Annotated in this window: 25 protein-coding genes; 13 read left to right on the top strand and 12 right to left on the bottom strand. The window is 47.4% G+C overall.

Features of this window, described 5'->3' with window-relative positions:
- Nucleotides 1-10: 10 nt before the first annotated feature.
- Nucleotides 11-499: a sporulation membrane protein YtrI gene (locus RS891_RS09505; protein WP_063564310.1), complete on the top strand. Its 489-nt coding sequence runs from the start codon at nt 11-13 to the stop codon at nt 497-499.
- A 97-nt stretch (nt 500-596) separates the two neighbouring features.
- Nucleotides 597-938, top strand: coding sequence for a YtpI family protein (locus RS891_RS09500; RefSeq protein ID WP_181586439.1), 342 nt, complete (start codon nt 597-599; stop codon nt 936-938).
- Nucleotides 939-1,102: 164 nt separating this feature from the next.
- On the opposite strand, the gene RS891_RS09495 is transcribed toward RS891_RS09500, so the two are convergent.
- The 3 genes from RS891_RS09495 to RS891_RS09485 all read right to left on the bottom strand — a co-directional run bounded on the left by RS891_RS09495 (nt 1,103) and on the right by RS891_RS09485 (nt 3,403).
- Entirely contained in the window at nt 1,103-2,437 is a 1,335-nt protein-coding gene (locus RS891_RS09495; protein ID WP_113051701.1) for a DRTGG domain-containing protein, read from the bottom strand.
- A gap of 228 nt (nt 2,438-2,665) precedes the next feature.
- The gene (locus tag RS891_RS09490) at nt 2,666-2,953 is read right to left on the bottom strand and encodes a hypothetical protein (RefSeq protein ID WP_076289792.1); all 288 of its coding nucleotides are present in this window, start codon (nt 2,951-2,953) and stop codon (nt 2,666-2,668) included.
- A 102-nt stretch (nt 2,954-3,055) separates the two neighbouring features.
- The gene (locus tag RS891_RS09485) at nt 3,056-3,403 is read right to left on the bottom strand and encodes a YlbF/YmcA family competence regulator (protein ID WP_076289793.1); all 348 of its coding nucleotides are present in this window, start codon (nt 3,401-3,403) and stop codon (nt 3,056-3,058) included.
- Between the two features lie 280 nt (nt 3,404-3,683).
- Between RS891_RS09485 and RS891_RS09480 the strand changes: the two genes are divergently transcribed.
- The 5 genes from RS891_RS09480 (at nt 3,684) to RS891_RS09460 (ending at nt 10,045) form a co-directional block, all read left to right on the top strand.
- Nucleotides 3,684-5,051 carry a YheC/YheD family endospore coat-associated protein gene (locus RS891_RS09480; RefSeq protein ID WP_315795155.1) on the top strand — a complete coding sequence of 456 codons (1,368 nt, stop codon included), beginning with the start codon at nt 3,684-3,686 and terminating at the stop codon, nt 5,049-5,051.
- A gap of 30 nt (nt 5,052-5,081) precedes the next feature.
- Nucleotides 5,082-6,272: a YheC/YheD family endospore coat-associated protein gene (locus RS891_RS09475; protein ID WP_113051699.1), complete on the top strand. Its 1,191-nt coding sequence runs from the start codon at nt 5,082-5,084 to the stop codon at nt 6,270-6,272.
- 61 nt (nt 6,273-6,333) lie between these two features.
- Nucleotides 6,334-7,707, top strand: coding sequence for a YheC/YheD family endospore coat-associated protein (locus RS891_RS09470; RefSeq protein ID WP_113051698.1), 1,374 nt, complete (start codon nt 6,334-6,336; stop codon nt 7,705-7,707).
- Nucleotides 7,707-8,813 carry a YheC/YheD family endospore coat-associated protein gene (locus tag RS891_RS09465; RefSeq protein ID WP_113051697.1) on the top strand — a complete coding sequence of 369 codons (1,107 nt, stop codon included), beginning with the start codon at nt 7,707-7,709 and terminating at the stop codon, nt 8,811-8,813. The genes RS891_RS09470 and RS891_RS09465 overlap by 1 nt, the downstream gene beginning before the upstream one ends.
- 35 nt (nt 8,814-8,848) lie before the next feature.
- Nucleotides 8,849-10,045 (top strand): YheC/YheD family endospore coat-associated protein, encoded by a 1,197-nt coding sequence (locus RS891_RS09460; RefSeq protein WP_258530444.1) that lies wholly within the window; start codon nt 8,849-8,851, stop codon nt 10,043-10,045.
- 93 nt (nt 10,046-10,138) lie between these two features.
- Here RS891_RS09460 and RS891_RS09455 read toward each other — a convergent pair whose 3' ends face one another.
- Entirely contained in the window at nt 10,139-10,825 is a 687-nt protein-coding gene (locus tag RS891_RS09455) for an HAD hydrolase-like protein (RefSeq protein ID WP_113051746.1), read from the bottom strand.
- A 287-nt stretch (nt 10,826-11,112) separates the two neighbouring features.
- On the opposite strand from RS891_RS09455, the gene RS891_RS09450 reads away from it, so the two are divergent.
- Nucleotides 11,113-12,831, top strand: coding sequence for a methyl-accepting chemotaxis protein (locus RS891_RS09450; protein WP_113051696.1), 1,719 nt, complete (start codon nt 11,113-11,115; stop codon nt 12,829-12,831).
- Nucleotides 12,832-12,953: 122 nt separating this feature from the next.
- Here RS891_RS09450 and RS891_RS09445 read toward each other — a convergent pair whose 3' ends face one another.
- Nucleotides 12,954-13,925: a Gfo/Idh/MocA family protein gene (locus tag RS891_RS09445; protein ID WP_113051695.1), complete on the bottom strand. Its 972-nt coding sequence runs from the start codon at nt 13,923-13,925 to the stop codon at nt 12,954-12,956.
- A 407-nt stretch (nt 13,926-14,332) separates the two neighbouring features.
- Here RS891_RS09445 and RS891_RS09440 point away from each other — a divergent pair, with 407 nt between their 5' ends.
- From RS891_RS09440 to RS891_RS09425, 4 genes are all read left to right on the top strand, one after another.
- A complete protein-coding gene (locus RS891_RS09440) occupies nt 14,333-15,964 on the top strand; it encodes a thiamine pyrophosphate-binding protein (RefSeq protein WP_315795154.1) in 1,632 nt (543 codons plus the stop codon).
- Between the two features lie 13 nt (nt 15,965-15,977).
- Nucleotides 15,978-16,346, top strand: coding sequence for a carboxymuconolactone decarboxylase family protein (locus RS891_RS09435; RefSeq protein ID WP_113051693.1), 369 nt, complete (start codon nt 15,978-15,980; stop codon nt 16,344-16,346).
- Nucleotides 16,347-16,531: 185 nt separating this feature from the next.
- Entirely contained in the window at nt 16,532-16,882 is a 351-nt protein-coding gene (locus RS891_RS09430; RefSeq protein WP_113051692.1) for a hypothetical protein, read from the top strand.
- Between the two features lie 54 nt (nt 16,883-16,936).
- Nucleotides 16,937-17,929 carry a 3-oxoacyl-[acyl-carrier-protein] synthase III C-terminal domain-containing protein gene (locus RS891_RS09425; RefSeq protein WP_315795153.1) on the top strand — a complete coding sequence of 331 codons (993 nt, stop codon included), beginning with the start codon at nt 16,937-16,939 and terminating at the stop codon, nt 17,927-17,929.
- A 215-nt stretch (nt 17,930-18,144) separates the two neighbouring features.
- On the opposite strand, the gene RS891_RS09420 is transcribed toward RS891_RS09425, so the two are convergent.
- From RS891_RS09420 to RS891_RS09390, 7 genes are all read right to left on the bottom strand, one after another.
- On the bottom strand, nt 18,145-18,714 hold the full coding sequence (locus RS891_RS09420; RefSeq protein WP_091001593.1) for a manganese catalase family protein: 570 nt from the start codon (nt 18,712-18,714) through the stop codon (nt 18,145-18,147).
- A gap of 92 nt (nt 18,715-18,806) precedes the next feature.
- The gene (locus tag RS891_RS09415; protein ID WP_063564297.1) at nt 18,807-19,082 is read right to left on the bottom strand and encodes a spore coat protein CotJB; all 276 of its coding nucleotides are present in this window, start codon (nt 19,080-19,082) and stop codon (nt 18,807-18,809) included.
- Nucleotides 19,072-19,311: a spore coat associated protein CotJA gene (locus RS891_RS09410; protein ID WP_113051690.1), complete on the bottom strand. Its 240-nt coding sequence runs from the start codon at nt 19,309-19,311 to the stop codon at nt 19,072-19,074. Before RS891_RS09410 ends, RS891_RS09415 begins: the two co-directional genes overlap by 11 nt.
- 224 nt (nt 19,312-19,535) lie before the next feature.
- Nucleotides 19,536-20,924: a hemolysin family protein gene (locus RS891_RS09405; protein ID WP_397333617.1), complete on the bottom strand. Its 1,389-nt coding sequence runs from the start codon at nt 20,922-20,924 to the stop codon at nt 19,536-19,538.
- 52 nt (nt 20,925-20,976) lie between these two features.
- Complete coding sequence (yfkAB, locus tag RS891_RS09400) at nt 20,977-22,113, bottom strand: radical SAM/CxCxxxxC motif protein YfkAB (RefSeq protein WP_310852480.1); 1,137 nt, start codon at nt 22,111-22,113, stop codon at nt 20,977-20,979.
- 220 nt (nt 22,114-22,333) lie between these two features.
- Nucleotides 22,334-23,452, bottom strand: a complete 1,119-nt coding sequence (locus RS891_RS09395; protein WP_113051687.1) for an HD-GYP domain-containing protein — start codon at nt 23,450-23,452, stop codon at nt 22,334-22,336.
- 69 nt (nt 23,453-23,521) lie between these two features.
- Nucleotides 23,522-24,952: a bifunctional metallophosphatase/5'-nucleotidase gene (locus RS891_RS09390; RefSeq protein WP_315795151.1), complete on the bottom strand. Its 1,431-nt coding sequence runs from the start codon at nt 24,950-24,952 to the stop codon at nt 23,522-23,524.
- A 120-nt stretch (nt 24,953-25,072) separates the two neighbouring features.
- On the opposite strand from RS891_RS09390, the gene RS891_RS09385 reads away from it, so the two are divergent.
- Nucleotides 25,073-25,819 (top strand): molybdenum cofactor biosynthesis protein, encoded by a 747-nt coding sequence (locus RS891_RS09385; protein WP_315795149.1) that lies wholly within the window; start codon nt 25,073-25,075, stop codon nt 25,817-25,819.
- Nucleotides 25,820-25,881: the final 62 nt, after the last annotated feature.

Genomic DNA, 25,881 nt, shown 5'->3' with positions numbered 1-25,881 from the left:
GACAGCGCCCATGAGAATCCCGCCATTTTCACGTTACCGCCCGCTTATGCGCATGACTGCTGTCTTTGTTCTCGGAATGATCGCCGGTTGTGTCGTATACAACGGTGTATTTCACCTGAGTTACAACGAGTTGTGGCTCAACAATCAGGAGTTGCAGCTTCAGCTGCATCAGAACGAGGAGGATATTAAAACGCTGAAAAAATACAGTAAACGCCAAACCGTCATCAAGGAAATTAAGGTCCGTGCAGAAGACTCTGACAAAGGTCCGGACGAGGCCTCCCTAAAAGTGATGCTGCAAAAGCTGGGAGATGAACTTGAGGTTCTCCGGGGCCGTGATGTGTTCAACATCGATGAGTACAGCAAAATGACACGAATCATGCTGAACCAAAAAGTGTACACGGTCAGAGAAAAGGAATATACCGTCCAGGTGAAAACGATGCTGGTGATGGAAGGTGTGCTGCAAGTTTGGGTACAGATTCGGATGCACGTTCCGGCTTAGAAATGGATGATAGCCTCGGAAAAAAACTGCCCTTGCCCTCTGCCTGCATGGTACAATAAGGGCAGTAAATGCTTTCCAGAAAAGGAGCTGCGTCTTTGTGTTCATCGATGTACTCAAATATGTACTGATCGCCATCTTTGCCCTGGCCATGGTCTGTTCAGCTCTGAACAGCATTCGTTCGCGCAGAGCCACTGATCCCATCGCCACAGGTCTCTATCGCTCATGGACCAACGTCTGGATGGGTAGCATGCTGATTATTCTTTCCCTCATCCTGATGTTTGTGTTTACCGGTTCTACGCTATCCGTCGTTGTGGAAGCGCTATTTCTAATTATGGGAGCGTACAATCTGTTCGCCGGTTTACGTAACCGCAGTTACTATGCCCGCCTTCAGCAGCATGCAGACGCTGGAACTGGCAAGACATCCGGACAATCTGCCTGATGCATTAGCACGATGTCAATGTGTTTTGCCAAAAAGAGAGATCCTCATCTATCCGAACAAGCCTGAACCACATTGATTTCGGGGTACAGTGCGTTATTTCGATAAGAGTATCTCTCTTTTTTGCTGGAATTATGATATTTTTCGGATCAAAGATCTCTAGCTTTCTACGCATGGTCAATCGATTGCAGGGTCATCACCGCTTTGCATACAACATTCCCGTCACGGGTAATGACAATATCCATTTTGCAGGTCCGACGACTTGTCTCCAGAATCATTGGACGCACCAGAATCTGATCTTCAATCTGTACCGGACGAACAAAATACGTTGTTATATTATCCACCATATGGTCGTTTCCTGTAACGTCCCAAGCGGCACGCCTTCCAGCCTGTGTCATCACATTCAGCAGAACGCCTTCCGAGATTGTACCGAGATCTGTTGCCATCTGAGGAATGATGAATCCGTGGAAAAACAGTTCGTTCTGCTCTCCGCGCTCTTCCGCAAACCCGTTCCAGATCAGATGATCAAACGTCTCTCCAAGCTGTGGCTGCTTCTGCGCATCACGCATCGCTTGCAGCACTTCCTTACGGGTGACGGATGCAATCAATTTACGGTTCCGATCCACAATGGGTAGGAAGTCAATGCCCTCCCACGTCATGATCTGTGCAGCCGAAGCCAGTGAGGTTTGCAGCGAAGCTGTGATTGGGCGACGTACGACACACTTCTCAATACTTTGATCCTCTTTTAACTCGCTCACATCTTTGAGACTTACTATACCGATAACCCGGTTCCATTCATCTACTACCGGAAAGCGATGCTCTCCCGTTTCGGAAACCAGCAGATGAAAATCCGCGGCTGAACTGGTCACCTTTAGCACCTGAAGGCGGGGTTTCTGACCAATAATATCCTCTACCAACATAATCTTTTTCTTAATCAGTCGATCGAAGATCGCACGGTTAATCATTGAAGCCACTGTGAACGTATCATGTCGGGAGGAAATGATGGGCAGACCTAACTCATCAGCCATCACCCTCACTTCACGGCTTGTACCAAATCCACCTGTAATTAACACGCCTGCCCCCTGTTCGAGCGCAAGGGAATGTGCATTGTCCCGGTTACCGACAATCAACAGGCTTCCCGCGTCAATGTAACGGGCCATGGCCTGTTCTTTCATCGCACCAATTACGTACTTGTGAAGCGGTTTGGCCAGACCGTCACTTCCACCCAGCACATGACCTTCAACTATGGTCACCACATCGGCAAAAGTCAGCTGCTCGGTCATACCGCGAGGTCTTTTCTCGATCCGCACTGTTCCAATTCGTTCCTTGGTCACGACCAGGCCGAAGTTCTCTGCCTCTTTTACTGCACGATACGCTGTTCCTTCGCTTACGCCCAGCTCTCGCGCCAGTCCACGCACCGATATTTTACTGCCTACCTTCAGCTGTTCAATATGTTGAAGCAATTGTTCATGCTTCGTCACGTTTTCTTCCTGTCCGTCCATCTGTACCACCCCCGAAGATGCATCTGTACTATTCTGTATCTATTATAACACGACCTTAGGAAAATAACCCCATTCTACGCACCATTCTCCTAAAGAACTGCGCAACATCGATCTGAATAATCGGAACAGCAAATTAAGGGTGCAAAAAAGGCCGGTCCCTTCATACCAAAAGGGATCCGGCCTTACAGATAAAACCATCTCAATCACCATGTCATTTGTGTTCTAACCTTATACAGATTTGCTCTGTTCCTGCTTGTCCACCAGTTTCATCTCCCACTGCCGCAGCTTTGCCCGCCGAACAGCTTCCAGCGCACGCTTCTTCTCTTCATCCACACCAAGAATAAAATGCAGATGTGCACCAATGATTAATAACGAGAACAGCACCCATACGATGCCAAAAATATTAACCCAGTCCATTCCACCAGCAAAGGAAATACGCGGCAGCGCAATGACCAGCATCGACAACGCGATAAGCAGATAGATCACATGTTTTGCTTTCTTCAACCTTTTCACCATTCACAGCTCCTTCGTTCTTGATCGACTCTATATGTCTAGTCTATGAACGACAAGGAGCTAATATGAGAGGTTCAGGCAAAAAAACGGGACAAGGCTTTAGGTTTAGGCTTCAGCACCACCGTACAGATGACCGAGGCTGTCTGCAATAATTTTGTTCACGTCTTCGATAATGACACTCAGGCGACGTTCAGCGTCAAACAGACGACGGATGTTCAGGTTCAAGCTCAGGACCTCGAAAAGTTTCTCCATTTTCTCCATTTCGTCCGGTGCAGGCATATCCCCACTCATCATACGTTGTTGCAATTCCATCTGTTGATCACGGAAATTATCCAGCATAGCCTTCGCTTCAGGGTCTGCTTCAATCAGCTTCATCGCAGAAGTAATTTCTTCAACCTCGCTGCTTTCTCTTAGTGCTTTGGCCAAATCATTGGCTTTGTCATAAATGTTCACTATTATTCCTCCTCAAATTGGGTTGTTCTTCTGTTATCCATTCGTATTCATTCGCATTCTCATCGCAACGCTCACCCGTGTTAATACACGTATTTCACTTCCGTCAAACAAAGCTTGTGGAAACATGCCATTCATTACCTGCCGAGCATCAAATGCATTTAATCCAAATGGGTCAATCACCAAGGGTTATATGTCCTCATATGATGAAGCACATGCCATGTTCAGATGCCGTTCAACTTCGAGATCAGACATCAAGTTGCCGCCCGGAAGGAGATCCGTGATGTCCACTAAAAAAGTAACGATTCAGGTTACCGGCTCGGGCATCCTGCAGGACGACGTCATCATGCTGGGCGAAGGGGTGCTCAAAGCGCTTAAAATCCCTTCTGGCCGACCTCTTCAGCTGCAATTCGGCTCTTTCCGCCGTGAGGTCACTGTCATCCCTGTTCCTAGGTATGACGGTCTGCGCATCAATCAGACGGTAGCCAGCAAGACCGGCCTTGTTCCCCGTTCGGTCCTGAGGATATCTTATCGTTCAGCCAGCCGTACGCTGCGCCTTGGACCCTACATCAGTGTATTGGTCAGCCGGGATTATCCCGATCAACCCGATCGGCCCTTTGGCTCCATCACGATGTTCTGTCAAGAATTGGTGAACGCCTGCCGGAAGCAGGGCGCCTATGTATCCTTTTTCACACCGGAGGATATTGGAGCGGTAACGGGTTATATGAAAGGCTGGGTGTATGATGACGGCTGGAAAAAGACCGTTCTGCCTATAGCAGACGTCGTCAATAACCGGCTGACGTCCCGTAAGCTTGAGAACAAACCTAGCGTACAGCATTTTATTAAAGAAGTAAAATCGCTCTACGGTACACAGACCTTCAATGAAAAGTTTCTGGACAAAAATGAAGTATTTGATGCCTTGAAGTCCATTTCATCACTGAAGAGAGTACTGCCCGAATCCCATTTGCTCAAAGCTTCCGCCACACTTAAAACGATGTGCAATCGGTATCCGGTTGTCTTTTTGAAGCCGGTTCGTGGGTCGCTTGGCAAAGGTATCATCCGGGTCTCCCGTCAAAGCGACGGCAGCTTCCTCACCCTCGCTACAAGCGTTGGGGGGACCCGAAAACAAACGTATACTTCTCTGGATAAACTGTATGCCAGTCTGTCCGGGAAAATGAAAACAACGCGCTACCAGATCCAACAGGGTCTTTCTCTGATTGATAACAGCGGCAGACCCGTAGATTTCCGTGCGCTTGTGCAAAAAAACCGTACGGGCAAATGGAGCGTCACTTCCATCGTCGCACGTATTGCAGGCGGCAGTCACTATGTATCCAACCTGGCACGAGGTGGAAGTCTCAGCACCGTCAAGGAAGCTGTAGCCAAAACTCAATTATCCTCATCAGCCAAAGCCTCTGCATACGCAGGATTGCATACGGCCGCTCTGGATATTGCCAAAGGCATTGAAGGTGCCATCCCCGCCCACTTCGGTGAACTCGGCATTGACCTTGCCTTGGACACCAGCGGAAGGGTCTGGCTGCTTGAAGTGAATTCCAAACCATCCAAGAACGATAATACGCCACTTAGCGAGAGCAAAATCCGGCCTTCTGTCAAAGCGATGCTGGAATACTCCACCTATCTGGCCGGATTCTGAAGAGTCATCCATTAGAGGAGGTGCAGCGGAATGTTCCTGCAACATCAGACAAACACAGTAGCCATCCTGGTTCGGGCAACAGAAGGCTCGCCTCCTTTCGTGGATGAACTCTTCTGTCGTCGTCTCAGTTTGGAAAGCTACCGTTACGGCCTAAATATCATTGTGCTGGCCGTATCGAATAACCCCAGCGTGTCACGCCTCACACAGGGCTATGTATTTGACAGAGGAGAATGGAACATCGTGCCTCTTCCTGCTGTAGACCTGATCATGGACCGCTGTCTACTCCCAATTCCCAGAACATTCAAACAGCAGCTGCAGCAGCTAGCATCGTCAGGAAACGGACACCATGCCCGTTACTGGTCTGCTTCCTTGCCTGGTAAATGGAAGGTATATCGCGCCTTGTCCGCTGATACAAGACTGCGTGCTCTTCTTGCGCCTACGACGCTGCTTCAGTCAGATACCTTATGGGAGCAATGGCTGGAGCGCTGGCCTAAAGGCATTTTCTTCAAACCTGTATCGGGCACCCATGGTAAAGATACGTTTCGCCTTTATCGCGAAGATTACCATACCTCCTGGATTATGGAGGGCAGAAATACTCGCAATGAATTGATTCATCGTTCATTTGAGCGTCGCCAGGATGTCTCTGCCTGGCTGGATTTACACAAGGCCGGTAAAAAGATGATCTTACAGCCGTATCTGGAACTTAGTCATCATGGACGACCGTTCGACATTAGGGCCTTGGTGCAAAAAAATGGGCAAGGACGCTGGTCTCTAACCGGATGTATGGTTCGGGAAGGACCGGCTGGCTCTCTCACTTCCAATTTGCATGGAGGGGGTAAGGCGTACCCTGTGCATTCTTATCTGCTGGAACGATATGGGGAAAATCAATCTAACGCTCTACTGGTGAAGATCAGGCAGGCTGCTGCCCGCATCCCTACGCTATTGGAAAGCCGATTTGGCAGACTTGCCGAACTGGGCCTTGATTTCGGAGCAGATGTGCAAGGCCGCCTTTGGCTGCTTGAAGTGAACTCCAGGCCGGGACGTTCCTCATTCGCAGAGGCGGATGACCCCCGTATGCACAGTCTGACCTACACCCGGCCGCTTGCCTATGCCCGTTATTTGCTGCAACAACATGTTCTCACGGACGTGAACCGTCCAACGAAAATGCCGAATACATCCAGCACAGCTGGCCTGAAACCCATCCCGATTCACGGCGGTTGAGGCACGCAGCGCCCCGCTTGCCATGGAGCCGAAGGATCTTTTCAGGATAGGAGGATAAATCATGAGTTTGACCTTTTGCAATCTGCATTTCACACAGCAACCGGATAAAGTGGTTTATGTATCCAACGCATTAATGAAAAGCCTAAATCTATCCGGCAAAAAAACGATTCATCTGCGGTTTGGCCGTGACCGGGTGCCCGCAACCATCAAACCAATCAAAAAGGCTGGCAAACATCTCTATCTCGCTTCGGGCATACGCAATCTGATGAACGTTCCGAAACGGGGCAGCATCTACCTCCGCAACTTGCAGAACGATGAAGTCCAGTTGGGTCCACTGATCGGCGTGCTGTCTGACGGACCTGCGTCTGGCTCCAACCCGTTTGGTTCCCGTACCGGTTTTATCAAACAACTGCTCCGAGAAGGCAGCCGTAAATCCTATATTTATGCGTTCACTCCAAGAGATATCAACTGGCAGAACGAAACAGTGTCCGGTTTTTTCCTTAACGACAATGGAAGCTTCAGTCGCAAAACCGTACCTCTGCCAGACGTTGTGTATAACCGATTACCCAGCCGCCGCTCTGACTTCTCACCAGCGATCAACCAACTGCGGGAGCGATTCATCCGGCGCAAGATCCCTTTCTTCAATTGGAGTTTCTTCAACAAGTCAGATATTTATAAACTGCTGGAGAATGACCCGGCAGCAGGACGTTATATTCCTGAATCCATCACCAATCCGACGGTAGAACAGATGAAAGAAATGCTGGAACGCCATCAGTTTGTCTATTACAAACCTACAGCAGGAAGTCTGGGTAACGGGATATATCGATTAACCTATTCGCCCAAACGTGGATATTTCGCCCGTTATCGCAAAAAAGGCGGAAACGCCCTGCTTCGTTTTGGTTCATTCAACAGTCTGATGCGCATGCTTCAAGGCAGACATGGCAAACAGCTTCGCGGTTATGTCGTTCAACAGGGTATACGGCTTATTGAGATCGACGAATGCCCGATTGATTTCCGCTTTCACATGCATAAAAATGGAAACAACCAATGGGTAGTCGTCGGCATTGGCGCCAAGAAGGCTGGTCGAGGTAGCGTAACGACACATATCAAAAATGGCGGTTCCTTGATGACCCCTGAGCAGGCGCTCAGCCGCAACTTTGGCGACCGAGCGGGAGAAGTGCTCCAGCATGCCAAATCCGTCGCTATTACACTGGCCCAGGCGATTGAAACCCAGCACCAGCATCTGATTGGTGAGATTGGCTTTGATCTGGGCATTGATCAGGAGGAACATGTATGGATGTTCGAAGCGAACGCCAAACCCGGCCGCTCCATTTTCCGTCACCCTTCTCTCCGACTGGAGGGAAAATCGTCGGTGGAGCACATCCTGGAACATTGCCTGTATTTGAGCAAATTCCGGAAGAGAGACGGCATTTGATGAGCTTGCAGGATGATTTTAGACCCGTTATTGCCATCTTGACCATGCATGATGATCAACGGATGTTCAGAGGAAACCAACAAAACTTCCTGGATATTGTGCAGACGGGCGAAAATATGGGATATGTGGTGTACGTCGTGACTGTAAGAGATTTAAACGTGAGCGGCCCCACTGTGAAAGGATACACGTACAATAAAGGGATTGGGAGATGGACTTCACAGTCCTTCCCCCTCCCCCATGTGCTCTACAATCGGATCCCCAACCGGGAAGATGAACGCAAGCCTTCAGTACAGCGCAAAATTGAGGAATGTATGCATTCCGGAATCGAACTGTATAACCCGTTTTTCTTCAATAAATGGAATTTGTTCGAATGGCTCAAGAAATCCAAGTCTACCCAGCAGCTGATTCCCTATACACGCCGAATGCGAACAGCAACCGCTCTGGGGACGGTGCTGCGATCGTATCCTTACCTGTATCTGAAACCAGAGAGCGGCAAGGCTGGCAAAGGAATCATGATGCTCAAGTTCCAGGAAAAAGAACGGCTTCCTTACCGGCTTAAAATACAGAGCACCCGCAAAAGCACCACGTACAAAGCATCTACCCTTTCCAAGTTGTGGGCAAGAATTCGCAAGGAAACTGGACACACGCCCTATATCATGCAACAGGGTATTGAGCTAGCATCGTCCCATAAGCGTCCATTCGATCTGCGGGTACTTGTGCAGAAAAACGGAAAAGGACAGTGGAGCGTAACCGGTGTTGGCGCCCGTCTCGCCGGGTCTCGAAGCATTACGACCCACGTTCCGCGTGGAGGTACGGTGGAGGACCCTGAGAAGTTGCTAACCGATCTGTTCGGGGAAGAAATGTCGACTTCACTGATGAAGCGGGTAAAGTCCACTTCATTGTTGATCGCAAGACAAGTGGAACGAGGTTCGGGTCATATCCTTGGCGAGATGTCCATGGACCTGGGTGTTGACGATCTTGGAGAGATCTGGTTCTTTGAAGCAAACGCGAAACCAATGAAGTTTGATGAACCGCAGATTCGACGGAGGTCGCTGGAACGCATTTTTCAGTACAGCGCCTACCTTGCCCGTCAATCGAAACGATGATGAACAGGAATAACAGCAAAAGAAGGTGATTGTTTGTGTCCTCACCTGTTCTGGGCATTATGACGTTGTACTTAAATGAACATCGCGCTCTTGAAGAACGGAGCATATACCGCAGAATGATCCTTGAAGGGCGCAAGCGGGGACTCGATATCTATGTGTTCACACCTGCCGATGTACACTCAGGAGGCAAACAGATTGAGGCTATGGTCTTTCATTCGGAAAAAGGCTGGTCCCGGGAATGGCGTTCATTCCCGGACATGATCTTCGATCGCTGCCGGATACAGCGCAATCGCAGATTCCAGCAACTGCTTGCCTTTCGGGAAAAGTATGGCCATCTGCTCTTTCTAAACCGTCCGCTGCGCAATAAATGGACTATTCATCAAACGCTGTCGGCGAAATCAGCCTTTCGTGAACATCTGCCAGATACCGTTCTGTTTCAGGATATGTCCGATGTGAATCGTATGCTGAAAGCCTCCTCGCTCATCTATCTGAAACCCATTAATGGAACCGGAGGGCGCGGAATCCTTCGCATCGAACGCAGTGGCAGTGAGGCCAATACGGTTCTTGTACAGGGACGGGACCAGAAGCGACGGATCATCACCCCACGCAAAGTCCATCTGTCACGCTTGGGTTCACTGCTTCAGCATTGGAATATGAAAGATAAATACCTTGTTCAGCAGGGAATTCAGCTTCAGCTTCCGAATGGCCGGGTTCATGATTATCGAATGCTGGTCCAGAAGAATGGTGAAGGACAGTGGGAATTAACTGGATGCGCAGGACGTATGGGTGCTGAGAAAAGTGTTACCTCTAATTTGCATGGCGGTGGCCAGGCCATTGCGATGCACAAATTGATGAAACAGTGGATTACCGATGAGAAGGAACGGGCTGAGATCAACACCACTGCCGAGAAATTTGGGATTGACGTTGCCTCATTTCTGGAAAACACCTACGGAGCCTTGTGTGAATTGGCTCTGGATTTGGCGATTGACAAAAGTGGGCGTATCTATCTGCTCGAAGTGAATCCGAAGCCTGCACGTGAAGTATTTGCCCGCATTGGAGAGAAAGATACTTATTCCAAGGCAATTACTCAACCACTGGAGTACGCCTTATGGGTGTACAACAACCACCCAAGTGCGAATCGTCCTCCTCATGGCGTGAAGGTAACTAAACCAGTCAAACGGGTAAAAGGTAAGTCTGCCACCCTCAAAAGGACCAGAAGATCCAGGTTATGAACTTTAGACTGCATTGATAGTGAACCAAATTCTCCTTGAACCAAAAAAAATGACCATCCAACATCCGAATGGATGTAGGGTGGTCATTTTTTTCTATTCGGCTTCCCTATACAAACGAAGCAGTTCCGTAAAATCAGAGATCAGTACATCTGATCCTGCAAGTTCTTCGTCCCGTCCAAATCCTGCATAAGCACAGCCGATGACGGTCTGGTTGTTCATTTTGCCTGCTTCCACATCCGAAGAACGATCCCCAACCATCCACGCATCCTGAATCCGATGCTTCTCAAGCAGAATCTGAACCAAATTCACTTTGGAAGGGGTCTTGTACTGTCCTGCACTATACACACCTTCAAAGAGCGGCATGATCTCATGGGCAAAGGCCACACCTTTAACATAGTCCTCCAGCCCGTTACTGGCCACAAACAACCTTACGCCCTGTTCTTTCAACGCTTGCAACGTCTCTTTGACTTGCGGGTACAGCTGCGAGCTACCCCCATCGAGCCCTTCAATCTCCAACTGAAGCAGCAGTTCGTCTGCACGTCGATGGGCCGCAACTGAAGCTTCAGGCATAACCACTTTCCATATATCTTCTAGCAACATCCCCAGGCTTCCCAGCATTCGTTCTTCAGGAGGAGTCTCTCCTTCAAAATGCCCTTCGGCCCGCAATGTATCAAACAGCTGATGATAGGCTGGCAACAACAGAGTTTCCGTCTGAAACAAAGTACCATCCATATCAAAAATCATCGCTTCCGGTTTACGCAATACCGTCTCTTTTGTCATGTCCAATGTTCCTTTCGGATTGGGATATGTATTCGGAATCGTTCCCCTTCCATGATAAACATAAACGTTTGGCAGTGTAAACCGTGCAATGTAAAACATCTGTGTCATTAACGTTATACAACATCTACAAACATTATACTTAAATTAAACAAACTATATACAATTTAACTTTCATTAAGTATAATACTGAAAAATAGTTCTTTAGACACCACAACTAAAGAACTAAAACAGCTCTCATCCAAGTTTTTTCGACAAATACATATACCCCAAGGAGAGGCATAACAAACATGAAAAAGCACAGAACCTTCAAAATTTTTTATAAGATTGGTTTGGGCTATTTGCTCGTACTCGCTGTTTTGGCGGGTTGCATTCTTTTGATCCAGAACAGTACCAGCAAACTTCAAAGCGAATTGGATTTTCTCGTAGATCACGATATGAATGTACACGCCCTGACTTATGAGATTGAAAAGAACATGGTGGATATGGAAACAGGCCAACGGGGTTACGTAATTACAGCGCAGGAAAATTACCTTGATCCGTATACCCATGGAAAAGAACAGATGATTGTACTTAAGGATCAACTCGCTACCTTGATCTCGGACAACCCCTCACAGCTGAAGCTGTTGGAAGATATACATAAGACCATGGAACACTGGATTCAAATCGCAGGAGAACCGATTGTTGCGCTACGCCAGGCCGATGATCTACCTTCGATCCGACAATTTTTCACGACAGATCCTGGTAAACAGGATATGGACCAAATTCGGCAATCCCTGAGTACATTCCGAACCAATGAACTGGCTCTGACTGAAACCCGTACAGAAGAACTGAAACAAAAAAACAAGGTGCTCAACTGGGAGTTGTACGGAGCATTGTTCCTTGTTGCCTTAATCTCAGTCATCGCTGCATTAGTCCTGTCCCGGTCTATTGTAAGGAACATCCGTGCAGTGACACATGCACTGAATGATATCGGCTCCTCCAATGGTGATCTGACCTTGCGAATTGCCACTCCGATGAAAGACGAGACACGGGAATTGGCTGAAGCTGCCAATACCATGCTCCTGGGACTGCAGCAAATGATGCTCGACATTCAAAGTAATGCCACCATTCTGAGTACAGCCTCCGATCGACTGGATAAAGGCGTTTCTGATAATCATATCGCTGGAAAAGAGGTGGCCACGGCCATGGAGCGAGTCGCAGAAGGTGCCGATGAACAAGTTGCCCTCACTCAGACCATGGTCGCTGCGATGGAACAATCGCTCATCGGACTTAATCGGGTAGCGGCTACAACTGCCGACGTGGCTGAACGTGCCGTACGTACCGAATCCATCGCCGTTGATGGACAGCAGCGTATCGATAATGCTGTTGGGAAAATAACGTTCATTGAACAATCCTTCTTGTCTGTACAGGAAGCCATTAACGAAATCTCAGAAATGTCTGATCAAGTTATTAACATTGCCGATTCCATGTCAGGAATTGCAAGACAAACGAACTTACTCGCACTCAATGCTGGAATTGAAGCTGCTCGCGCAGGGGAACATGGACGTGGATTTGCTGTCGTTGCCTCTGAAATCCGCAATCTGGCAGATCAAAGTGCCACGTCAGCGAAAGAAATTACAAGCATATTGGAAACTGTTGTAACCGGAGTCCAAAACACGGCGCAGGTTGTGGACGAAAGTACACTCCATGTCAACGAAGGATTACGGACGATTGAAGATGCAGGGCATGCATTCACAAATATTACCCAGCACATTCATGATCTCAGCGGTGAAGTTCAGGACGTATCCGCTGTAGTGGAACAACTGACATCCGGCAGTGAAACGGTGATGAAGTCCATTAACGAAGTATCCGCCGTAGTTGAGGATACCGCATCAGCCACAGAAGAAGTATCAGCTATGACCGAAGAACAACTTGCTTCACTACAGGAAATGACAGACACCTCCAAGCAGTTAAACGAAATGTCCGATGCACTTGATCAACTGGTTAACCGATTCAAATTGTCTTGATCCTATGGATTAGATCCAGATAACACAAAGAAGCAGATCCCTACTCTATAGAGATCTGCTTCTTTTTTTCAAATGGAAAGAACATTTAACGAATCCTCATCTAGCTCAGTACCTTTTTTAGATCAGAATTGATCCGGATTACGCAATGCTTCAAGGACAAGCTGTGCATGATAGCCATCGTTGAAATCGTATATTTTGGCAGGTTGGCCTTGGATACGGGCTATGACGTGTTTAAGTACAGGCAACTGGCTTAAGGATTCATCAACTTCGACGGGAACAAGAGGTTCTCCGACGCGTCCTCTCCATAGTTGATCCCAGTTTTCCAAGGCAATCGTTCCTTCAGTACCGTAGACCACCATGGATACACGCTCTTCACCCGCAAAATGAGCAATCCCATTCAATTGGATTCGGGTTCCATCCTCCAGCTCCATCGCAGCATGAACTTCATGTTCACATTCATCTTTATTTTCAGGAAATTGAACCTGACTGTTAATCACCCTAATAGCACCAAACACTTTATGGATCATATGAATCCAGTGGATTCCCACTTCAAGAATAAATCCACCCTGCTCACGGCTGGTAATCCATGCATTTTGCTGCCACGCTCGTGGCCACTGAGGAAATTGCAGGATCAGATCAATTTTGCGAATCTCGCCAATCGTTTCCTGACGGATCAGCTCTTGCAGTTTCACTACTGATGATTCATGTGGCATGGAAAAATGGATTGCATGTACTACATCGGCCTTCTCGGCTGCCTCCAGCATTGCTTTGGCTTCCCCCACGCTGTTTGCCAGTGGTTTCTCACAGAATACATGAATCTCGCGCTTTAGTGCCTCCATAACGACGGCATAGTGATATTTAGGCGGAACGGCAATGTACAGCAGATCAACCGTATGTGTGTCTAGTAATCGCTTGAAATCTGTATACGTTTTCGTCTCAGGATGAGAGGATGCAAACGAGGCCAAATTTTCCTCGCTGGCATCGCATACCGCTACAATCTCTACTTTTTTGGATAGTTCTGCCTCTGTCGCCTGATGTATCATATGTAATCCCATTTTACCCAGTCCAATTACGGCCATTTTTATCGTTGTCATTCAATTCACTCCCATCGAATTTCAGTATAACAGAAAGCATAACATTGCCAATCCTTGCACGGATGTGAAATAGAAAGCATACGATCCTCATTGGATCTTCACAAAATAAATCTACAATATTCTATATCATTTTACATTTTATTCTACAAATCTTGTTTATAGGTAATTCGTTGCAGGAATATATAACCAATTTATTTTCTCTTATAGGGCAAGACATTAAGCGTTTCCAACCTTAGAATCAGGAACTTATACTTATAAAATCGGTTGACAAAAAACCACAAAAAAAGCTACTCTTCCTATTAACAAGGATTTATTTCCTTTTACAACCTTAGACAACGACATACATCCCAAAAATGGAACTTGACCTGTGGGTCCAAAAACCTATTTTGTGAAGCGAGGTGTCCCGCATGAGAACAGTTGCGGACTATTTGGCAGAAGCTCTGCGTAATTTAGGCGTTACTCATGTCTTTGGTATTATCGGAAAATCCATATGTCCTGCTGTCCTAAAAATGGTCGATTACGGTTTGGAATTCATTCCAGGCCGCCATGAATCCAGCTCAGGCTTTGCCGCATCGGGCTATGCCCTCCAAACAGGCAAACTGGGTGTGGCCTTCGCCACTTCTGGTCCAGGTGGAACCAACTTGCTCACCGCCGCGGCCCATGCCAAGGCTAACAATCTGCCCGTCCTGTTTATTACGGGTCATCAATCCATTCAGGAATTGGGGCTTCCGCAATGTCAGGACTCCTCTTCCTACTTGGCTGATTTGGCGGAGATGTTCCGTCCTGCCACCCTCTTCAGCAAGCTGGTGGAGCGCGGTGATCATTTCAGCACCATACTGAATCACGCCCTTTCCATTGCACTCGGTCCCAACAAAGGTCCGGTGCATCTCTGTCTTCCTTTTGACGTACAAACCGAACAGCTCGCTGATTTCCGGGTTGTCCTCCCGGAGCCAGAACCCCTGATTAGCGTATCCAACCTGAATCGTATCCTCCCCTTACTTCAACAGTCGAGTCATCCTTTAATTATTGCAGGCAAAGGCGTCAGTCGCGCCAGAGCCCATGATGAATTGCTTCATTTTGCCGAACATTTCAATATTCCTGTCATTACTTCTCCCGGAGGAAAAGGTGCCATTGCTTGGGATCATCCTCTATATCATGGACCCTGCGGTGTCGGTGGATTCCCTCATGCAGATGAACTGCTCAATCAAAGTGATCTCTACATCGTACTCGGTTCACGTCTGAGTGATATGACCATCTGTAATTTGAAGCCTGAAAACCACCCTGCACATCTCATTCAATTCGACGCTGATCCTACATTCGTTGGTAAAATACTTCACGCGCAAACCTTACATATCACCGGCGACTTGAAGGACAACCTGCAGTTCTTGCTCGGTACACTGACAGAACAACCTGTTGTTCCAAGAGAGACGACCACTGTGGATTACACCGTACCTCTCCCGCATCTGCCGCGTCTGTCCTTGGCTTCCATCTTGGAAGAAATGAGTAAACTGCTTCCATATGATCATAAACTGTTTGTGGATGATGGCAGTCATGGTTTTCATGCGGTTCAACGATATAAAGTTAAGAAACCCGGCAGCTTCGTGTTTGACGCCTACTTTGCCTGCATGGGCAATGCCATAGGCATGGCTATTGGGGCCAAGACTGCCGCACCGGAAGAAACCATTGTATGCATTACAGGTGATGGTTGCTTTATGATGCTAGGAACCGAGATTAACACCGCTGTATGCAACAATCTGCCGGTCATCTTCATCGTTGTAAACAATAAACAGCTGGATATGGCACTGAAAGGCATGGAAAAAACAACAGGTCGAATTGATGGCACTTTATTTGAGGTTCCCCTGGATGCGGCAAAATTTGCCGAGTCGCTCGGTGCTGTTGCTTTTCGGGCAGAAACACGGGCTGAATTCACATCAGCTCTCCAGAGCGCGCAGCAGCTGAACCAAGTTACTGTCATTGAGCTTCTGACCGATCGCGACGAGATCCCACCCACGGCTCACCGTACCGTGACTTTGAATTAGGAGGAGCAATAACATGAGTGAACAAGTGACTCAAGGATTGGAGCGTTTTGCAAAGCTTTCCGGTGAATATGGTGCAAAAGCACTGGCACCGATTAAGGATCAGTTCCCTGAGCTCGCCGAGTTTATTATGGGAACAGCTTACGGGGATATTTTTCAGCGTACAACCATCACCGATCAATGGAAGGAAGTTGCGATTATCTCCTCACTGATCTCACAGGGCCAGTATGAGCAGTTGGGGGTTCATTATGCGATGGCGCTAAGTGTCGGTGTAACCGTGGATCAGCTCAAAGGAATTTTGCTGCATCTGGCACCTTGTGTTGGTGCCCCACGAATCATCAGTGCTTTTAATATATTGCTCGCTACATTGGATGAAATCCAATAATTCACTCTTCTACATTTTTATACACGATTCGACTTTTTTATTGATCTTATTACATCTCTACCTTTATAATATGGTTAAATTATCCTTCGAATCCGCTACATCTCAGAATCAGTCAGCGAGGGCCTCAAGGCCTATGTCTTGGTTAGCAGGATAGCCTTAACTCATTTAAAGGAGAGAGAACAATCATGGGAAGTTTTATACTGAAAACTGACGTTCCGAACAAGGTGTTGAACATTGAACTGGAGGGCTCTTTCTCTCAAGAAGACGGTTTGCGTTCCATCTCGGCATATCAGGATACGATCGCTCCGATTAACACCAAGGAGTATGCGCTGAATATTGATTGCAAAAAGTTGAATGTTACCGCTCCGGAAATTGTGCCTCTTCTCGAAGGCTGCCTGCAGATGTTCAAAAAAGATGAATATAAAAAAGTGGTGTTGACACTTGAGAATAATGCCATTCTGAAAATGCAGCTGTCCCGTCTTGGACGGTCTGTCGGATTGGACAATCTTGAGATCATCTCCACGGTTACGACATAATAAACCAGGCGGACAACCTGAGGGTTCACCCATCCGCTCAAGAGGAGAATGAAGATGGCTGGAATTCGTATTGTAGATATCGATATCTATCACCCAACGAACAAGGTGGGCAATGACTTTTATATTGAACATTTTGATGCAAGAGGTGTAGATATTCGGGGATTGTTAAAGGCACTTGGGCGTGATACACGTTACAAAATTGACAACGATGATGAAAACTCACTAAGCATGGCCTTTGAGGCCGCCAGTAATTTGCTCGAAAAGACCGGACTCACAGGTGCCGATATCGATCTGATTGCTTATGCAAGTCAAACGCCGGAATACATCTTTCCTACGAATTCCTTAATGATTCATCGCCTAATTAACGGGGCATCCCATACGATCTGCATTGACAGCAATGCAAACTGTGCGGGCATGACCGCCGCCTTTGAACAAGTTAGTCGTCAGATGCTGGGTAATCCCAGAATTCGTCGTGCTTTGATTATTGGCTCGGATTACATCGCTCCTCACGCCAGTCCAGACGATCCTGTGTACTTCGCGAACTTTGGGGACGCAGCAGCAGCTGTCATTGTTGAACGGGACGAGCAGGCAGTCGGTTTTATTGACTCGATCTATCAGACTGATACCTGTGTGTACGGCAATTCTCTCTTCCCGGCACAAGGTCTTGCAAAACTGGGCCAAACCGGTGTTGACGCAGGTGCCTTCCATGTAAAATTCATACCGTTTGATGATTCCATCTGTGTAGGCGCTGCCTCTGATTCGATTCGAACTTTGCTAAGTCGTAATGAAATCGGAGCAGATGCGATCAAAGCCGCTTGTTTCTCCCAATTATCCATTGGCAATATACGTGCTGTATCCGAGAACATTGGCATTAGCGAAGATATTGCCGTCTACATCGGAGATGAGTTCGGTTACACCTCAACCAGCAGCCCGTTCATTGCATTGCATCGAGCCATAACATCCGGCCAAATTCAGCGTGGTGATAAAGTGCTGTTCTGGACCGTTGGCGCTGGATGGCAAAATGTTGCCATGGTCGTTGAATACTGAGAGCTTGACACTAAACCTCAAAAAGCAGGACAGCCTTTTTTTATAAAAAAGACGGTCCTGTTTTTTATTATTTTATATTTGAAATGATAACTTTTACTGGATACATCCCATTACCATTATCTCAAAACCAATGAAGACATGCTTTGAACGTTCCTACCAACGCAAAAACCGCTCCCTTGACAGAGAACGGCAATGAGAACGATATGTTTTCCTTGTCAGAAAATCTTCTTCGTCTCCCGATCATCCTTCAGAATCTCTACGGCCTCACGAAAACGCAAGGAATGCACAATTTCCCGTTCTCTCAGAAACTTGAGACTGTCCTGCAGATCCACGTCATCCGTAAGATCGATCAACCATTGATATGTAGCCCGTGCCTTCTCTTCCGCTGCAATATCCTCGTACAAATCCGCAATCGGATCTCCCTTCGAGGCAATATAGGCTGCTGTAAATGGCACACCCGAAGAATTCGTATAGAACAAAGCAGAATCACGCTGAGCATAATTCGGCCCAAGCCCCGCTTCCTCCAGCTGCTGCACCGATGCGTCTTTTGTCAATTTATATATCATTGTCGCAATCATTTCCAAGTGAGCGAATTCCTCCGTGCCTATGTCGTTCAACAGCCCGATAATCTTGTCCGGAATCGTATACCGCTGGTTCAAATACCGCAGGGCAGCCGCCAGTTCTCCGTCTGCGCCCCCATACTGTTCCGCCAGCAATTTCGCCATATGAGGATCACATTTGCTGACCCGAACGGGATATTGCAATTTTTTTTCATACACCCACATGCAGACGCCTCCTTTTTAAATCAAATCCAAACTGTTACGATCCCTCGAGCTCCCGGCTTGGAATGACTGCAAGGAAACCCGAGGATGTTATATCACACTTGCCAAGGCCATGGCGTCTGGGACCATTCCCATGGATATTTGGAGAACGCATGCCCAAAGTTCATCAACGGTCCGTACAATTGCTGAAACTCATGTGCCACCCTCATCCGCTCCTGGCTGAATTTGTTGTATTGCTCAATGCTCTGATAATCACCCGGGTGGGTGTCCAGATACAGATTCAGCTCAACTAATACAAAATCCAGTGCCTGAAGTTCCTCCAGCAGCTCATAGTATTTTGCATCACAGGCTTTAGGTGCTTCAGGTTCCATCTGCTTCCACCTTCCTTCCCTTTGAGCTGGCAGGTGTATAAGGACTGTATAAAGCAGGCCACAATGTTCCAATTCTTAAGGCTTCTGCAGGACTGAACTGCGGCCAGCCCATCGGCTGAAATGGGATAAACAGTTGCGGAGGAACTAAGTACGTCCGAATCGTCTTTGGTGGACATGGATCAAACGGCCCCACAAAAGGGGCGTAAGCACGAAGCTGTGGATCTGACACAGAACAACGCCTCCTTCATCACTACTGATTTGATACATTCGACATCGCATCATTCCAAGCTTTCATTTCCCGTCTCTATAACCATATGTCGCTGTCCCCCAAGTTAATCCCATATTTAGCTGAACGCAAAAAAAGACCTTCAAACGACTTACCCCGCTGGGCAGTGTCCAAAGGTCTCTTCATTTGATCTAGAGGCTATGCATCAATGCTTATTTCATCAACACTCAGTCCCTGTTACGTTCACGATCAGCATCCTGCATCGAATCTGGATCCTGTCCTTCCATTTCCGCCTTATCTTCTTCGGGATCCGGTCGCTTATATACCTTCACTCTGGTAATTCGGAGACGGGTGGACTCTTCCACTTCAAAGACATAACCGTTTTGCTCCCGTGTTTTACCTTTGACCGCACTGCCTTCCAATTCCTTGAACAGCCAGCCGCCAATCGTATCGACTTCCTCATCCTCAATGACAGCTCCGGTCCATTCATGGACCTCTTCAATCAGGGAACGACCATCGATGGAAAAAGTTTCTCCACTGCGCTCCATATGCGGACGTTCGTCTTCGAACTCATCATACAGATCACCAACGATCTCTTCCAAAATCTCTTCAGCCGTCAGCAAGCCTGCCGTGCCCCCGTATTCGTCGACCACCAATGTCATCTGGGAGTGCTTTTTCTGCATCAGACGAAGTACATGGCTGATCTCCATCGATTCAGGAACATTCAGAATCGGACGGACAAGCGCAGCCAAATCATGCTGATGGTCAGGTTCAGCAAGAAGCAGATCGGTAATGTGGATAAATCCGATAATCTCATCCTTATCCTCAACAGCTACAGGATAACGGGAATGCTTTGTTGCATTAATAATTTTCAGGTTTTCTTCCAGCGACATATGCGTATAAAGACAGTCCATATCCGTACGTGGCAGCATAATTTCACGTGCCAGCATATCCGAGAAATCAAAGATGTTATCCATCAGTTTGATTTCATCCTTGTCGATGACGCCACTCTTCGCACTTTGCTTCATCAAGATTCGAAGCTCATCTTCCGAATGGGCCTCCCCTTCGCTGGCGGGTTCAATGCCTGCCAATCGCAGCAGTGCATTGGCTGACGCGTTCAGTACCCAGATGAATGGGAAGAAAATTTTATAAAATAACAGCAACGGTGCCGATAGCAGCAAAGCCACTCCGTCTGTTTTTTGAATCGCCAGAGATTTGGGCGCAAGCTCACCCAGCACAATGTGCAAAAACGTAATGATACAGAAACCTATAATGACCGATACTGTGGATATAAGTCCTGTATCTGCTACACCAAGCTTGAACATCAGAGGTTCGACCAGTAATTCGGAAATAGCCGGTTCACCGAGCCAACCAAGCCCCAGCGATGTCAACGTGATTCCGAACTGGGTTGCCGATAGATAGGCATCCAATTTACCATTCACCTTCAGTGCATAACCAGCCAACTTATTCCCTTCACTCTGTAATTGAGTGAGGCGTGTTTGTCTAACTTTGACCAGGGAAAATTCCGCTGCGACAAATACGCCATTCAAAAATACGAGCAGAAACACACAGACCAGATTAAATACCAACTGCCCCAGATGAAATTCGGTATGAATACCCAAGTCGAAACTCCCCTTTTCTATCTATTTCAGGAATACACCTGGAATATCAACGTGTAATTGCTTTTCTCGATTTGAAATCCACACCTTTATAATACATATCTGCCACCAACAGATTCGGACCACAGCAAGAAGCAGCATCACAATGACAATTCACTGTCTGATTCAAGGGGTGTTCCGCTGACCACTCATGGAATACATCATCCAGTTTCCGGTCACGAATGTTGCCAAACGCCGGGATGTCGGCAAAATCAGTAACATACACGTTCCCGGTGAACATGTTGACGTTAACGCGGTTACGACCGTCGGGATCATTACGAACCGTCACTTTAGGTTCGCTATACAGGCGGTTAATCAGTTCACGATCCTGCTCTGCTGCACTGCATGCGAAGAACGGAAGTGTACCAAACAGCATCCACATATCCTTGTCACGCACATCCAACAAACGATGAATAGCCGCTCTCATATGATCAAGGGAAAGCACCGGCAGCGAAGAAGCAAAATTCGAATTATACATCGGATGCACTTCATGACGGACACAGCCCATCTCACGGATCAATTGATGAATACCCTCCAGCTTGTCATGAGTACGGAAATTAATCATGGACTCCGCAGAAATAAACATGCCCGCTTCACTGAGTTTACGGGAGTTTTCAATCATTTTCTCATACATCTTCACCGCAACTTCCCGCTTTACAGGTCTACCACTGTTGGCAAACCCGACTTGGTGAAAGTCATCGGCATTCAGGTAATTGAATGAGATATGCATAACGTCCAAATATGGCAGAAGTTGCTCGTACCGACGGTAATCCAGTGTCAGATTGGAGTTGATCTGAGAACGAATGCCCCGTTCCTTGGCATATTTGAGGAGCGGAATGATCATCTCATCCACGGTCTTCTGGCTGAAGCTCGGTTCACCACCTGTCAGACTAATCGTCTGGAGGTGCTCAACTTCATCCAACCTTTTAAGCATTAAAGGGAGCGGAAGCGCAGGTGCTTCGCGCATCGTTAACATATCTCCTACCGCACAATGCTCGCAACGCATATTGCACAGATGAGTCACGGTCATTTCTACACTGGTCAGCACATGGCGTCCATATGTACGCAAAGAGCCGATTGGATCCCAAGGATCATTAGTCGGCGATAAAGGCATCGGTTCTACCGATCCTGAGTTTAGCATGGTCATTGTTCTTCACCTTATTCCTTTTATTAACCTAAAAAGTTTTATTTACAACATACCCCGTCTTCAACTTTTGGAGTTATCTTTAATCATAGCACAATTTCCTGTGCTCTGGCATGAGCATGCTCTGTCCATTACATGACAAAAAACGCCCGTGTAATATCAGGCCAGCGCGGTCCTGATATTACAATATGAGCGTTACCCATTATCCATTGACGTCAGGATATCAAAACAATTCGCCACGTGCTGAAGCTGGCGTAGCGTCTTCCACACCTTCAACACCTGTAATCATAACAGACAACGCTGTGGACAGATCGATCTCGTAGGGTGCACTTAATGTCTGGCCGTAAGCATCCTTAAGAACACGAATACGTGGTCGTTGCGGAACACGCGAATGGATGGCAGCAACAACCCCGACCTCCCCCGTACTTAGCGTGACGGAAATACCTAAGGGATAAATGGCTACACAATCACGGAATTTTTCCAGCATTCGCTGTTCATAAAGTGTCCCTGAACCGGTGTATAATACTTCCACAGCTTGATGTGGCAGCAAAGCTTGTTTATATACCCGATTGGTTGTCATCGCATCATATGAATCGGCAAGGGCCAGCCATTTGGCGTACTCATGAATCTCTTTGTCTTTCAAACCAAAAGGATAGCCGCTGCCATCAATCCGTTCATGGTGTTGTAATGCGCAATGTGCAGCAAGGAGCGGTATACCCGGTTCATCTTTGAGAATACGATGTCCATATGTAGTATGCTGCTGTATGATTTTAAATTCCTCATCGCTCAATTTGGCGGGCTTGTGCAGAATTTCTGGAGCGATCTGCGTTTTACCGATATCATGCAACAGTGCTCCTAGTCCAATCTCCATTAACTGCTGCCGAGTATAGCCTGATGCCACACCAAGAACCAGCGTATACACACATACATTAAGAGAATGATTATACAGATCAAAATCACTGGCGTTCATATCCATCAGCATAATCATCGCTTCTTTTTGACTGCCAATGTCCTCCAGAATCGTATTCATTAACCCGCTAAGTGCTTTTCCGAAGTGTGGGATTCGGCTTTTGGTTTTGAGACCCGACATACTCTGAAACTGCTGTTTGATCTCGACTAGCGCTCTGCGCCTAGTCTCTTCCTGCAGCATATCCGGAATAATGATATCCTCTGTTGCTGCATCCGATATATACACATATCCAATCCCCAGGTCCTTCAGACGTCCAATCAACCGACTGGTCAGCTCTACTCCCTCACTGAGCAGAACCAAACCCTCTTCACTATAAATTCGTTTCCCCAGCTTCATGCCAGGCTGCAATAGGTTTATATGTACTAAACGCACAGCCTATCCTCTCCCGCTCCGTAGATGTAATTTCCACTAGCCGCCGCTTCAGCAGAAGGCAAGTACTTGTTAGATTTCATGCCAACGGGACCGCAGGCTGTCATCCAGCGCCCCTGGCCTTTTTAGTTCCGACTCGAGCAGATCACGTATGAATTCAGGAAGTCGATACGCTGTATCCTTTCCAAGAGCAAGTGACGTATACCCTACGTTAAACGTAAACATGTCGAGTGTTCCTACCACATATTCTTGTTCATCACGCATCGGCTCGCCCCCCATATATATGGCACGGATTTTCTCGTATGGAGGCGACAGGGGATCATACTCCACATCTATTCCATCCATGCACAATGTTCCTAAAATCTCCCCGCGAAATCCAAATCCGATAATCGGTTTACGTGAAAACTCTGACAACAGGGATTGCTCCAGAGCTTCGCGAATCTGAATTCCATTCAAGCATATTGTACAGGCATTAATGGGAGATGGACATAGGGAATGTAACATCCCCTTTGTGATATTGCCATGCGGAAGATCTCCAAGGAGCTGCCCCGCGTTAACAAGTGATAGCTGCGCTCCAGTGAACTGACGAACTGCTTGGGCGAGCAAAGACGCAAACGGAGACTCGTGATCGTAATCAATGGTCAGCGTTCTGTCCGTAATAACGGCTGTTTGGCCCAGAGTACGCTCAGCTTCCGTCCGGTGTGTATCTATAGCCAGCGAGACGCTTTCTTCGAGCAACATGTTCTGGACCGGAACACAGCCGCTGCTCACCAGTGTAAGTTCATTCGCTTCAAATTGCCGTTCCAGTACCACCTTACCGAGCCACTGACCAAACTTGCCTGCCGCTCCAAGCACCGTCTGACCAATGACTAAAGGTTCTTCCAGTACGTGATGTGTATGTCCGCCCAGAATGACATTGATGCCCTGGATCTGTTCGGCCAATCTGCGATCTGTGGAAAGCCCCAAATGAGACAAGATAACGACTACATCCACCTGATGCCGCAAAGCTTCAACTTGCTCACGCAGCGTCTCTACTGGGTCCAATACATCCCAACCCAACAATTCATAAAAGGCGGTAAAGGGTGCTGTAGCACCAAGCAGACCGATGCGAAATGGCCCCTTCTCCAGTATGAGAGAGGATTTCATCCAGACTGGTGGCTGGCCTGTAGCCTGATCCACAACATTTCCACATACAACAGGACAAAGAAGTCCAGAGTAAGACTGCGCCAGTTGCTCGGGTGTAAATGTTAGTCCTTCGTTGTTCCCGATCGTTATGGCATCATAACCGGTCAGATTAATGATATCCACGTTGGCCGCCCCCAGGGTACCCTCCGTCTCAACTGCCATCCGGTCCATATGATCTCCGATATCCACGACCAGAAATTCTCCAGCCTGTTCCTTCTCGTGTCCGATCATGGCGGCGATGGAGCTCATGGAGCCAAAATGACTATGGATGTCATTGGTGTGTAGAATCGTTAATGTTTGCGTCTTCTTGGTGCTCATCACACCGCCTCCCTCTTATCGTCGATAACGTACATTCCTCTAATGGATAAGCATAACATTTTCCGCGTCGTTATGATATATTTATAGGGTTTAGAGATTAAAAAGAGGTGAGTAATTTCCATGAAATTAACAATTCAACTATTTGCAGGAATCGCTGAACGTCTAGGCACATCCCTGCTTGAATATGAATACCCCGGAACGAATCCAACTCCTGTACAATTAAAAGAAAAACTGGGCCTTGCTTATCCTGGAGCGGCTGATCAAATACGTGTTTCTTTTCTGGCAGTAAACCAGCAGTATGCTTCTGCCGATATTATTATAAAGGCCCAGGATGAACTCGCCTTAATTCCTCCTGTATCGGGAGGTGATGGTACCCACTTGAATGGAGAGGGACATCGTTCATCCCACCCTGAGCATCGCACGGATGATGGATTATTCCTGATCACCCAGTCTCCACTGTCCGTGGAAGCTACAACGGAGCTCGTCATCACTGCAAACCATGGAGCAGCCCTTACCTTTGTTGGCACCACCCGTGAAATGACTGGGCAGCAACGAACGGTTCATCTTGAATATGAGGCTTATGTACCCATGGCACTTTCTCAGATGGCAGCTATCGGTAATGAAATCAATGAACGCTGGCCAGGCGTAAAATGTGCGATTAGCCATCGGATTGGGAAGGTAGACGTAGCAGAGATCAGCGTCGTTATTGCCGTTTCCTCCCCTCATCGCAGTGATTGTTACGACGCAAGCCGTTACGCGATTGAAAGACTCAAACAGAATGTACCCATCTGGAAAAAAGAAATATGGGAAGATGGTTCCGAGTGGAAAGGTCATCAACTAGGACCCTGGAACCCCACAGACAATTAATTAACTAGTCATTCGACCTGTTCAACGGGTGATTAAATTAGTAAATAAGTCGTTGTCAACCC

It is taken from the genome of Paenibacillus sp. BIC5C1 (genome assembly GCF_032399705.1).
Lineage (GTDB): Bacteria > Bacillota > Bacilli > Paenibacillales > Paenibacillaceae > Paenibacillus > Paenibacillus taichungensis_A.
This window is presented reverse-complemented; position numbering and strand designations above follow the sequence as displayed.